Source organism: Neisseria lisongii (assembly GCF_028463985.1).
Classification (GTDB): domain Bacteria; phylum Pseudomonadota; class Gammaproteobacteria; order Burkholderiales; family Neisseriaceae; genus Neisseria; species Neisseria lisongii.
In genome coordinates, this window is the sequence record NZ_CP116766.1 from 2034503 (window position 1) to 2047018 (window position 12516).

11 protein-coding genes are annotated in these 12516 nt (G+C 51.1%); 4 read left to right on the forward strand and 7 right to left on the reverse strand.

The features are described from left to right. Positions 1 to 7: 7 nt before the first annotated feature. On the forward strand, positions 8 to 811 hold the full coding sequence (locus PJU73_RS09425; protein WP_237090356.1) for an amidohydrolase family protein: 804 nt from the start codon (positions 8 to 10) through the stop codon (positions 809 to 811). A 90-nt stretch (positions 812 to 901) separates the two neighbouring features. Here the strand turns inward: PJU73_RS09425 and carB are convergent, their stop codons facing one another. The 3 genes from carB to carA form a co-directional block, all read right to left on the reverse strand. Beyond that, positions 902 to 4111 (reverse strand): carbamoyl-phosphate synthase large subunit, encoded by a 3210-nt coding sequence (gene carB / locus PJU73_RS09430; RefSeq protein WP_237090355.1) that lies wholly within the window; start codon positions 4109 to 4111, stop codon positions 902 to 904. A 311-nt stretch (positions 4112 to 4422) separates the two neighbouring features. Further along, a complete protein-coding gene (locus tag PJU73_RS09435; RefSeq protein ID WP_237090354.1) occupies positions 4423 to 4803 on the reverse strand; it encodes an endonuclease domain-containing protein in 381 nt (126 codons plus the stop codon). A gap of 110 nt (positions 4804 to 4913) precedes the next feature. After that, positions 4914 to 6041 carry a glutamine-hydrolyzing carbamoyl-phosphate synthase small subunit gene (gene carA / locus PJU73_RS09440; protein WP_237090353.1) on the reverse strand — a complete coding sequence of 376 codons (1128 nt, stop codon included), beginning with the start codon at positions 6039 to 6041 and terminating at the stop codon, positions 4914 to 4916. Positions 6042 to 6447: 406 nt separating this feature from the next. On the opposite strand from carA, the gene PJU73_RS09445 reads away from it, so the two are divergent. Further along, complete coding sequence (locus PJU73_RS09445) at positions 6448 to 6702, forward strand: hypothetical protein (protein WP_237090352.1); 255 nt, start codon at positions 6448 to 6450, stop codon at positions 6700 to 6702. An 82-nt stretch (positions 6703 to 6784) separates the two neighbouring features. Here the strand turns inward: PJU73_RS09445 and PJU73_RS09450 are convergent, their stop codons facing one another. Both PJU73_RS09450 and PJU73_RS09455 read right to left on the reverse strand, forming a co-directional pair. Continuing rightward, positions 6785 to 7081, reverse strand: coding sequence for a CopG family antitoxin (locus PJU73_RS09450; RefSeq protein WP_237090351.1), 297 nt, complete (start codon positions 7079 to 7081; stop codon positions 6785 to 6787). 10 nt (positions 7082 to 7091) lie between these two features. Then, on the reverse strand, positions 7092 to 7376 hold the full coding sequence (locus tag PJU73_RS09455; RefSeq protein ID WP_237090350.1) for a BrnT family toxin: 285 nt from the start codon (positions 7374 to 7376) through the stop codon (positions 7092 to 7094). Positions 7377 to 7545: 169 nt separating this feature from the next. On the opposite strand from PJU73_RS09455, the gene PJU73_RS09460 reads away from it, so the two are divergent. After that, a complete protein-coding gene (locus PJU73_RS09460; protein WP_237090349.1) occupies positions 7546 to 8016 on the forward strand; it encodes a YchJ family protein in 471 nt (156 codons plus the stop codon). Between the two features lie 367 nt (positions 8017 to 8383). Here the strand turns inward: PJU73_RS09460 and PJU73_RS09465 are convergent, their stop codons facing one another. Next, a complete protein-coding gene (locus tag PJU73_RS09465) occupies positions 8384 to 9178 on the reverse strand; it encodes an inositol monophosphatase family protein (RefSeq protein ID WP_237090348.1) in 795 nt (264 codons plus the stop codon). Between the two features lie 151 nt (positions 9179 to 9329). Between PJU73_RS09465 and PJU73_RS09470 the strand changes: the two genes are divergently transcribed. Continuing rightward, positions 9330 to 10055 carry a 16S rRNA (uracil(1498)-N(3))-methyltransferase gene (locus PJU73_RS09470; RefSeq protein ID WP_237090347.1) on the forward strand — a complete coding sequence of 242 codons (726 nt, stop codon included), beginning with the start codon at positions 9330 to 9332 and terminating at the stop codon, positions 10053 to 10055. A gap of 397 nt (positions 10056 to 10452) precedes the next feature. On the opposite strand, the gene glyS is transcribed toward PJU73_RS09470, so the two are convergent. Then, positions 10453 to 12516 carry a glycine--tRNA ligase subunit beta gene (gene glyS / locus PJU73_RS09475; protein WP_237090346.1) on the reverse strand — a complete coding sequence of 688 codons (2064 nt, stop codon included), beginning with the start codon at positions 12514 to 12516 and terminating at the stop codon, positions 10453 to 10455.

Below are 12516 nucleotides of genomic sequence, written 5' to 3' on the forward strand. Positions count from 1 at the left end.
AAAAAAGATGTACACCGTTGATACCCATGCCCATATTTTTAATCAACATGATGATTTTATCGAACATGCCCGCTATACGCCGTCTTATACGGCTTCGGTGGCAGAGTTTTTAGACCGGCTCGATACTCATCAATTGCATTACGGCGTTTTAATTCAACCGAGCTTCTACGGTACGGACAACAGTGCAATGCTTCAAGCCGTTGCCGAAGCGAAAGGGCGGTTAAAAGCAGTGATTGTCGTTGATCCTGATATTTCCGCCCAAGAATTGCAGCAATACTGTCAACAGGGTGTTTGCGGAATTAGGCTGAATTTGTTCGGGCAACCCATACCTGATGTGGATACACCGCAATGGGAAAAGCTGACCCAGATCTTGAAAACGCTCGGTTGGCATATCGAATTACATTGCCCGCCGGGTTATCTGTTGGTACTTTTGCCGGCATTTAAACGTCATGGCGTCGATATTGTTATCGATCATTTGGGCAGACCGGCATACGGCCAAGATTTAGACGGCGAAGTGTTCCAACAGTTTATCTCTTTGCTTGACCCGAAATACCATTGGATTAAATTATCGGGCTTATACCGTTTGGCCTGTGCCGATAATGCCGTTGAGTGCGGCAGGCAGATCTATGAAATGCTTAAAGCGCAAGGAATGCTTTCACGTATCGTGTGGGGCAGTGATTGGCCGCATACTCAGCATGAACATGAAACCGATTATTCCCAAAATTGGCAACTGCTTCATGAAATTGTGCAAGATGAAAATGAACGCAGGCAAATTTTAAGTACCAACCCGTGTAAACTGTTTGGGTTTTAAAAAACTCTTCTTAAAACAGGTTTAAAACACAAGGCCGTCTGAAAATCGGATTTTCAGACGGCCTTGCACTTTAAGACGGTTTAATCGGTCTTATTTTTTCAAACGTCCATGTAGCTCTTGAACGCTGTACACGCCCAAGTGGTCTCGGCTTTTTGCGCCTTCGCTCATGGCTTCGCCGCCGGCAACGGTGGTGTATTGCGGCACACGTTGGGTCAGCGAGGTGCGGCGGATACTGTGGCTGTCGGCGATTGCTTGGCTGTCGTTGGCAACGGTATTGACTACCAGCGAGATTTCGCCGTTTTTGAGGGCATCGACGATATGTGGACGGCCTTCCAATACTTTATTGACGGTTTGGACGGTGATGCCCTGTTCCGCCAGATAAGCCGCCGTGCCGCGGGTGGCACACAGGCCGTAGCCCAAGGCTTGGAAGTTTTTCGCTGTTTTGAGAATCAGCGGTTTGTCTTCGTCCCGTACGGCGATAAACACTTTGCCGGTGGCGGGTAAACGTTCGCCTGCGCCCAGTTGGGCTTTGTAGTAGGCTTCACCGAAACTTGCGCCCACGCCCATCACTTCGCCGGTGGAACGCATTTCGGGGCCGAGAATGGTGTCCACGCCGGGGAATTTGATAAACGGGAACACGGCTTCTTTCACGGCATAGAAATCCGGAATCACTTCTTTTTCAATGCCTTGCTCTTTCAGCGAAATGCCTGCCATTGCCCGTGCGCCGACTTTTGCCAGCGGCACGGAAGTGGCTTTGGACACAAACGGTACGGTGCGGGAGGCACGGGGGTTCACTTCCAATACGAATACCACGCCGTCCTGTACGGCAAACTGCACGTTCATCAGACCGACCACGCCCAGTGCATACGCCATGGCTTTGGTTTGGCGGCGGATTTCGTCTTGGATTTCCTGACTCAAGGAATACGGCGGCAACGAGCAGCCGGAGTCGCCGGAGTGGATACCTGCCTGTTCGACGTGCTGCATAATACCGCCGATAACGACATCTTTGCCGTCTGAAACGCAGTCCACATCGACTTCGATGGCGTTGTTCAGGAAGAAGTCGAGCAATACGGGGCTGTCTTCGGAAACCTGCACCGCTTCACGCATATAGGTTTGCAGCTGTTCTTTGCTGTGAACCACCTGCATGGCACGGCCGCCCAAAACGTAAGACGGACGGACTACCAGCGGATAGCCGATTTCTTCTGCTAAAACAAGGGCTTCTTCTTCATTGCGGGCGGTGCGGTTCGGCGGTTGGCGCAAGCCCAAATCGTTCAATACTTTTTGGAAGCGTTCACGGTCTTCGGCGGCATCGATGCTGTCGGCGGAGGTGCCGATGATGTTCACGCCGTTTTCCACTAAGGCATTGGCAAGTTTCAGCGGGGTTTGTCCGCCGTAATGCACAATCACGCCCCACGGGTTTTCTTTTTTCACGATTTCCAACACGTCTTCCAGAGTCAGCGGCTCGAAATAGAGGCGGTCGGAAGTGTCGAAGTCGGTGGAAACGGTTTCGGGGTTGCAGTTCACCATGATGGTTTCAAAACCGCTTTCACGCAGGGCAAGGGCGGCGTGGACGCAGCAGTAGTCAAACTCGATGCCTTGTCCGATACGGTTTGGGCCGCCGCCGAGAATCATGACTTTTTTACGGTCTGAAGGACGCGCTTCGCATTCTTCTTCGTAAGTCGAATAGAGGTAGGCGGTGTCAGTGGCAAATTCCGCCGCACAAGTATCCACCCGTTTGTAAACAGGGTGCAGCTTGAGGGCGTAGCGGTGTTCCCGCACTTCTTTTTCGGAAACGTTTAATAATTGCGCCAAACGCTTGTCGGAGAAGCCTTTGCGTTTCAGACGACGTAAGGCGGCGTAGTCCAAATCGTTCAGGCTGCCTGCGGCAACGGCGGCTTCTTCTTTCATCAAGTCTTCGATTTGCGCCAGGAACCAAGGGTCGATGGCGCAGATTTCGTGGATTTCCGCCAAGCTGAAACCGGCACGGAAGGCATCGGCGACAAACAGCATACGCTCGGGGCCGGGGTTCGCCAGTTCACGGCGGATTTCGGCTTTGTCGAGCGTGCGCGGATTGAAGCCGCACAAACCGGTTTCCAATCCCCGCAGTGCTTTTTGGAAGGATTCTTGAATAGTACGTCCCATTGCCATCACTTCGCCCACCGATTTCATCTGTGTGGTCAGGCGGTCGTCTGCCGCCGGGAATTTTTCAAAGGCAAAGCGTGGAATTTTGGTAATCACATAGTCGATCGAGGGCTCGAACGAAGCTGGCGTGCGGCCGCCGGTGATGTCGTTTTGCAGCTCGTCCAAAGTAAAGCCCACCGCCAGTTTCGCCGCCACTTTCGCAATCGGGAAGCCGGTGGCTTTGGAAGCCAGCGCAGACGAGCGGGACACACGGGGGTTCATCTCAATCACAATCATTTCGCCGTTGGCGGGATTGACGGCGAACTGTACGTTTGAGCCGCCGGTATCCACGCCGATTTCACGCAATACCGCCAACGAAGCGTTGCGCATGATTTGATATTCTTTGTCGGTGAGCGTTTGCGCCGGCGCAACCGTAATCGAGTCGCCGGTATGCACGCCCATCGGGTCGAAGTTTTCAATCGAACAGATGATGATGCAGTTGTCGTTTTTATCCCGCACCACTTCCATCTCGTATTCCTTCCAACCCAAAACCGACTGCTCGATCAGCAGCTCATGGGTTGGCGAAGCATCAAAGCCCCGTTCGCAAATCGCCAAAAATTCATCACGGTTGTAGGCAATGCCGCCGCCCGAACCGCCCATGGTGAAAGACGGACGGATCAGCGTCGGAAAGCCGACCTGCTCCTGCGCCGCCAAAGCCTCGTTCATGGTATGGCAAACAAACGATTTCGGACAGGACAGCCCGATTTTTTCCATCGCCTCTTTAAAGCGGCCACGGTCTTCGGCTTTGTCGATGGCGTCTTCGGTTGCACCGATCAGCTCGACATTGTATTTCGCCAACACGCCGTTGCGTGCCAAATCCAAGGCACAGTTCAACGCCGTCTGCCCGCCCATGGTCGGCAACACCGCATCAGGACGTTCTTTGGCAATAATCTTTTCAACCGTCTGCCACATAATCGGCTCGATATAGGTAACATCGGCCATTTCAGGGTCGGTCATAATCGTGGCGGGGTTGGAATTGACGAGAATGACTTTATAGCCTTCCTCACGCAACGCTTTACACGCTTGCGCCCCGGAATAGTCAAACTCACAGGCTTGGCCGATCACAATCGGACCGGCGCCGATAATTAAAATGGATTTTAGGTCGGTACGTTTAGGCATGGTGGTCTCTTGCTGATTAAAGATGGTTTCATTAAGTGTTAAGTCCATTTTCACAGGCATAGTGAATGAACTGTAATCTGTTAATTTTCCTGTAACCTGTTCCCTCTCCCGTGGGAGAGGGTTAGGGAGAGGGCTTTTGTCTGTTGCAGTGGTTTAAATTCGAGAAGAAAAAAGGTTTTGCCCTCTCCCCAACCCTCCCCCGCAGGGGAGGGAGCGGGTCTGCTGAATATTGTAGATGGTTGGTGTGCATTCAAATATTCGGTAATCCGTTGGATAATCGGGCGTATTGTTGCAATCTGTTAATCAAAACCTTATTTTTCAGTCTGTTCTAAATTCTGCAATGTGTTCAAAATTTCTGCTAATACGTTATCGGTTTGCTGCAAAATTTCGTGATTCCAAAATCTTAATATGGTAAAACCCAAGTTGGTTAAATATTCGCTGCGTTCCCGGTCGTAAGTTTGCTGTTCATTATGTTGCCCGCCGTCAGCTTCGATAATCAGTTTGGGGCTGAGGCACATAAAGTCGGCGATATAGTGTCCGATCGGTTGTTGCCGTCTGAATTTATAGCCGTCTAAACGGTTTGCCCGCAGATGCTGCCATAGCTTCTGTTCTGCTTCACTCATATTGCATCGCAGATTTTTGGCATATTGCTGCAATACAGGGTTGTTGTTGGCGAGCAGTTTTTTCGTCATGCTGTGTTTGTAATTTTTTTATGCCGTGTTTATGGTCGTGCTTGCAATGCAGAAACTTGGTTTTCAGACGGCCTTTCCTGTTCAACAGGCCGTCTGAAAACCGACTTTGCTTACTGTTTTGCCGCTTTGATGCTGTCGATAAATTTGTCGAACAGATAATCCACATCGTGCGGGCCGGGGCTGGCTTCAGGGTGGCCTTGGAAGCTGAATGCCGCTTGGTCGGTCAGTTCGATGCCTTGCAGCGAGCCGTCAAACAGGGAGCGGTGGGTTACTTTGGCGTTGGCGGGTAGGGTGTCTGCGTCCACTTCAAAGCCGTGGTTTTGGCTGGTAATCATGACTTTGCCGCTTGCCAAGTCTTGTACGGGGTGGTTGGCACCGTGGTGGCCGAACGGCATTTTGCGGGTTTTTGCGCCGATGGCCAAACCCAATAATTGGTGGCCCAAGCAGATGCCGAACAGCGGTTTTTTGCTGGCGAGCAGCTCTTTAACGGCGGCGATGGCGTAGTCGCAAGGCTCAGGGTCGCCGGGGCCGTTGGAGAGGAAAACGCCGTCGGGATTCAGTGCCAATACGTCTTTGGCGGGCGTTTGGGCGGGTACGACGGTCAGGCGGCAACCCCGTTCGGCGAGCATACGCAGGATATTGGTTTTTACGCCGAAGTCGTAGGCGACCACGTGATACGGCTGATTTTCAGGCGTGGTGTGGCCTTGACCGAGTTTCCATGTGCCTTCTGTCCATTCGTGGTCTTCTGTGCAGCTGACTTCTTTTGCCAAGTCTTTGCCGACCATGCTGCCGAAGGCGGCGATTAATTCTTGTGCTTTTTCAACGGTGGCATCTGCGCCGGTCAGGATTGCACCGGCTTGTGCGCCTTTATCCCGCAGAATGCGGGTCAGGCGGCGGGTGTCGATGTCCGCGATGGCAACGGTTTGGTTGCGTACCAAATATTCCTGCAGGCTTTCGGTGGCACGGAAATTGCTGTGCAAAAGCGGCAGGTCGCGGATGATTAGGCCGGCGGCGAATACGCTGTGGCTTTCAGTGTCTTCGGGATTGGTGCCGGTGTTGCCGATGTGCGGATAGGTGAGGGTAACGATTTGTTTGCAGTAAGACGGGTCGGTCAGAATTTCCTGATAGCCGGTCATGGAGGTATTGAACACGACTTCGCCGGAAGTCGAGCCGTTATAACCGATAGATGTGCCGTGGAAAACGCTGCCGTCTGCGAGAACCAGAAGTGCTGGGGTCATGGTAATTTCCTGTTTTGATTGATTTATATAGTAGCGAAGGCCACCGGATTTTCGGCAGCGCTTGATATAGTGGACTAAAATAAAAAACTACTGCGTTTGGTATCTTTCTTATTTTATTTCACTATAATGAGGCCGTCTGAAAACGGGTATGCTTCAGACGGCCTGCCGGAATACGGGTAAAAAAAAACACGCACCATGCAAAAATCATGGTATGACGTGCTTTGCGGCAATTTATTCTGCCGTAGAAGCAATGTATTTTAATCGAAACAGCGGCGGCATTCAAGGGGGAAACGGTTTTTCTGTGGCGGAACGGATTTTGCCGCTTGGAGTGTTTGCCATAAAATAGTCGGAATTAAAGAGCAATCAAATATATTATAAAGTGAATCCACGATATAAGGGAGGACGCATGAAACCGAACCATCTGGCAGCCCTGTTGCCGCTGCTTGTTGTCTGTGCCGTTGCAGCGGAAAACAGGCCGTCTGAAAATCCGAATGCGGATATTTTGCCCGCATCGGCAACCGAGAGGCCACAGCCGGAACAGCCGACAGACAAGCGTTGCGTGTTGGCAGGCGTTGCCCGCAAACAAAACACCGCCCAAACCAACGGAGGCAAACAGCGGATATGCGTTTTGCGGCGTTTGTCTTGGCGGGAAATATTTTGATGAGCAGCGTATAAAAAATTGACCGCTCTAAAAAGAGCGGTCAATTTTTTCTGAGTTTTTTAATTACAGCGATTTGCCGCAATTAAGCGATTTTTTTCATTTTGGCTAATTCTTCCTGAATTTTTTCATTCGCCATCATTTTCTTTTCGCCATCAATAAATCGATTTAAAATTTGTTTGATTAATGGCTGGTAACCGATACCATTCAATTCGGCTATATTTTTCAAATCTTGCAATAGTCCTTTAGGTAAACGGATTGAAATCGCTTGCAATGCCAACATCTCATCAATGGCACTTTGGCTCGTTGCATTGGATTTTTGTACAAATCTTTCATCTCTACCAAGTTCGCCATTTTCCCATTGTTCATCTAAGTTAGCCATAACGGTACTCCTATTTGTATTTTTCATAAATACGAATTTCGTCTTCATTCGCAGGGTAAGCTGTTCTAATATGAATTTCTCCATTTTTATTTATAAAACAAACTTTTAATTTTAGCCCTTTATTGGTTTCTGCAACAAACCATTCTGTCGGTGGATCACTTTGATGCTCTTCTCTTATATCGATTAATGTACCACCCGTCATATTGGAAAATGCTTCAATAATATCATTTTCCGGTTCGCATAATCCGTGTTTAGTTTTTAATTTAAAATAAACACTATCCGAAATTTTAAGCATAAAAACCTTAATAATGCGGTGAAATCTTGTATATACAATATCTCTTTTGCTGCTTTTTTGCAAGCAAATCTACAGCATTACCCCAATTTATGCCGTCTGAAAACAGCATATCGATTTTCAGACGGCATGGCGCTGTGTAGAATGGCGGCATTTTATTGTGGAGAAACTTATGTCGGCTGAAAATTGCCCGTGCGGCAGCGGTAAAAAATATGATGACTGCTGTCGGCCGCTGCACCAATCCGAGCGTTTGCCGGAAACGGCGGAAGCCTTAATGCGTTCGAGATACAGCGCTTATGTATTGCAGAAGATTGATTATATTGTAGAAACCACTGTTCCGGCGCAGCAGCATTTATTGAATCGGGCAGACTTGGCGGCATGGAGCAGGGAAACCCGCTGGCTGGGGTTGGAAGTGTTGCGGCATATTCCGAAAATCGGCAAACATCATGCGCAGGTTGAGTTTTGCGCCCGTTTTGCCGAGGGCGGCGAGGTGTGCGAACATCACGAATTGTCGGCGTTTGTGCAGGCGGACGGGCGTTGGTATTTTATCGATCCGACCGTGCCGCTACCGACCATGAAGCAGCCGTGTATCTGCGGTTCGGGCAAAAAATTCAAGGCCTGCTGCGGCGGTTTGCTGGGATAATCGGAGGTTATTTCACTATAATTGTGTCTTCGCATAAAAAAACCATTCATGCTAAGGGAGAAAGCATGAATGGCCAATACATTGCGGGAAAATGTCTTACAGCCGAATGCTTGATGAGACCAACCGGCTGTATGAGCCGCCACCGCCCCAAAGGGATAAAAGAACGGCAGCGACAGGGCAGATTCTACGCCGATGAGTATTAAGTGCGGTTAAGAAGTGCAATGAAAACACCGGCGGCTGCGTAAATTATAGTGAAATAACCCCAAAGCACTACAGCGTTGGCTTCGCCTTGTCGTATTACTCATACTGTCTGCGGCTTGCCGCCTTGTATTGCTTCGGGGTTATTCCACTATATAGTAACGGCGGTTTACTGATTGTCCCGTATCCATTTGAGCCAGCGTTCAAACAGTTTCGGCTCAAGGGCGGCAACGACCGAGCGTTTGAAAATATGTTTTCCGCTCCAAAATTCATCGCCTTCCAATGTCGCCAAACAGCCGCCCGCTTCTTCAAAAATCAGCGCACCGGCAGCATAATCCCACAATTTTTGTCCGCCGTGGACATACACATCATAGCGGCCGCTGGCCAGATAACACCAATCCAGCGTGCTGCTACCCATGCTGCGCAGCGTACCGAACGGAGCGAGAGTACTCATGCGGCTGGAGAGTTTGCCCGAACGCAGATACTTGATTTCTACACCGGCGATGGCTTCGTTCAACTTTTTTTCCGCCAGCCTGAGCGGCAGCGGCGTACCGTTTAAAAATGCCCCCTTGCTGCGTTCGGCAGCAAAACATTCACCGCTGACCGGATTGTAAATCACGCCGAGTTTGGCACGCCCGTTTTCAATATAGGCAACGGAAACGGCAAAATGCGGCAGACCATTGACAAAATTATTGGTGCCGTCGATCGGATCGACCACCCACAGGCCGTCTGAAAACGCATGTTGCTCCCACAACGCCGACTGAAGCGCCGGCGGCATTTCCTCACCCAGCATCGGGCAGTCGATAATCAGCGGCAGCGCAGCGGCAAAAGCCGTTTGCGCCGCCAAATCGGCATCGCTCAAAACCGACCCGTCCGCCTTGCGGTAGGCGGGCGTATTCAAAAAACGGGGCATCACCTCGGTTTGGGCAATATGCCGCACAATATTTTGCAGTTGGTATAACACAGTTGGCACTCGGCAGGAAAGTCGGAGGAAAACAGCACGGCTGCTTGCTATTTCGGCATAAAACCGCCAATATTCACATTTAAAGAGAACTGACTATAGGCAGATTTTCCGTCTGCTGCACATTATATACGTTTTAACGATTCTGAACACCATGCCCCGATTTTATCTGAACACCGATTTACACGCCGGACAAACATTAGAATTGCCCGACAATATCATCCGCCATATCAACGTATTGCGTCTGAAACAAAACGACAGCCTGATTTTATTCAATGGTAATGGCAAAGCCTATCCCGCCCGCCTGAGTGCCGTAGAAAAACGCCGTGCCGCCGCCGAAATCCTCAGCGAACACACCACCGACAACGAATCACCGCTGAACATCACCCTGATACAGGCAGTTTCCAGCGGCGAACGTATGGATTTCACCCTGCAAAAAAGCGTCGAACTCGGTGTCAGCGCCATCCAACCCGTTATCAGCGAACGCTGCGTCGTCCGCCTGAGCGGCGAGCGTGCCGACAAACGGGTCGCACGCTGGCAGGAAATCGTCATTTCCGCCTGCGAACAAAGCGGCAGAAACACCGTTCCCCCCGTATTGCCCCTAATCAGCTATTCACAGGCATTGCAGCAACTACCCGACAACCAAACCAAACTGCTGCTGGGCCTGAACCACGCCTGCAAACTGAACCAAATCACCCCATTTTCAGACGGCATCATCTTTATGGTCGGCCCCGAAGGCGGCTGGAGCGAAGCCGAGGAACAACAGGCCGCCGCCGCAGGTTTCCAAGCCGTTACCTTGGGCAAACGGGTCTTGCGAACCGAAACCGCCTCGCTCGCCGCAATAGCGGCAATGCAGACTTTGTGGGGGGATTTTGTTTAGGTTAATTTGAAGAGGATATTTTCCGTTTATAGCAAATTCACTAAAAAAGAGAACAAGGCGTGGGCTGGGCGAGGCTCAGCATAATGTGAAATTTACCAAACCCGTGCGTGCTGCGGCACACACGCTACATCAATTCAGCGTAGTGTGCATGCCAGAGCATGCACATGTCTTTTAATATATCGTGCATTCACTTTATTTAAAAATATTACGGCGTTGGCTCGCCTAGCCGTACTACCTGTACTGTCTTCGGCTTGCCGCCTTGTCCTACTTTTAAATGGTATTTACTGTATATGCTTCAAAGATAATCAATATTACATCTTGTATCGATTGAATAATAAAAGCCGTCTGAAAACGCATCGAGCATTTTCAGACGGCTTGATTATTTAAAACTAGTCGATTATTCGCCCAACAACGCAATATCTGCTACCGCATTCATCTGCTGCGCCAGTTGGTTGAGCAGGTTGAGGCGGTTTTGTTTGACGGCAGGGTCTTCCGCCATCACCATTACGCCGTCGAAGAAGGCATCGACCTGAGGCTTGATGGCGGCGAGTTCGGACAAGGCCGTCTGAAAATCGTTGTTTGCCAAGGCCGCTTCGATTTTCGGCTGCAGGGCTTGCGAGGCGGCAAACAGGGCCTGTTCTTCGTCTTGCTGCAACAGGTTTTCAGCGACTTTGCCCAATCCGGCATCGGCTTTTTTGAGCAGGTTCTGCACCCGTTTGTTGGCGGCGGCAAGGGCAGCGGCTTCGGGTAGGGCTTTGAAAGCGGCGACGGCGTTGAGTTTGTCGGCAAGGTTGTGCAGGCGGCTCGGCTGTTTGGCGAGTACGGCGGCGACGATGTCCTGCGGATAGTCGTTTTGCAGCAATACGGCCAAACGTGCCTGCATAAATTCGGCGACTTCCGCCGGGGTTTTTTCGTTGAGCAGGCCTTGCGGGAAGGCGGCGAAAGCGGTTTGCACCAGTTCGGCGGCGTCCAAATCATACTGCATCAGCATACGCAGAATGCCCAATGCCGAGCGGCGCAGGGCGTAGGGGTCTTTGTCGCCGGTCGGAATCAGACCGATGCCCCAAATGCCGACCAAGGTTTCCAGCTTATCGGCAAGGGCGACGGCGGTGGCGGTTTTGCCTTCGGGCAGGCTGTCGCCGGCAAAGCGGGGTTGGTAGTGCTGCTCGATGGCGGCGGCGATTTCTTCGGTTTCACCGTCCAAACGGGCATAGTATTTGCCCATCGTGCCTTGCAGCTCGGGGAATTCGCCCACCATTTCGGTTACCAAATCGGCTTTGGCCAAACGTGCGGCACGTTCGGCGGCGGCAGCATCCGATCCCAAGGCTTTGGCGATGTGGGCGGCAAGGGTTTGCAGGCGTTCGATGCGGTCGGCCTGCGAACCGATTTTGTTGTGGTACACCACGTTCGCCAGCTTGGGCAGGCGGCTTTCCAAAGTCGCTTTTTGGTCTTGTTTGTAGAAAAATTCGGCATCGCTCAAGCGGGCGCGCAACACTCGCTCGTTACCTTGGATAATGTGCGACGGATCATCGGTTTGCAGATTGGAAACCAGCAGGAAGCGGTTCATCAGCTTGCCGTTTTGATCGAGCAGCGGGAAGTATTTCTGGTTTTGCTGCATGGTCAGAATCAGGCATTCTTGCGGCACATTGAGAAAATCTTCTTCAAAACCGGCCTCCAAAACTACCGGCCATTCCACCAATGCCGTTACCTCGTCCAGCAGGGCATCATCGGCGGCAACCGTTGCTTTCAGACGGCCTGCCTGCTGGTTTAAGGCCGTCTGAATTTCGGTTTTGCGTTCAGCAAACGAAGCGACAACTTTACCCTCGTTTTTTAATTGGGCGGCATAGCTGTCGGCATTGGCGATAACGATTTCACCGCTGCTCAGGAAACGGTGTCCCAAAGTTTTATTGCTGCTTTGCAGGCCCAACACGCTCACATTCACGATTTCATCGCCGTGCAGCACAATCAGGCTGTGTACCGGACGCACAAAAGTAAAGGTGCTGCTGCCCCAGCGCATCACTTTCGGAATCGGCAGTTTTTTCACCGCCTGATTGATAATGTCTTCCAGCAACCCGCCCAAAGGCTTGCCGGTCTGCGTGTATTCATAGGCATAGACATCTTGTTTGCCGTCATGAATCACTTTCAAATCTTCAATCTTCGCCCCCGCTCCACGGGCAAAACCTTCCAGTGCTTTGGTCGGTACACCGTCTTTCATGGCGTTGGCAACCGCCGGCCCTTTTTTCACAATCTGCTGATCCGCCTGCACGGGCTTCACGTTTTCCACCTGCACGGCCAAACGGCGGGGCGAGGCATAGGCAGTAAATTTTACTTCGCCGTCAATCAGATGGGCTTTTTCCAATCCCTCGGCAACGGAAGCGGCAAAATGATTGCCGAGATTATTCAGGGCTTTCGGCGGGAGTTCTTCGGTGAGGAGTTCGATAAGTAAAGTTTGGGTTGTCAT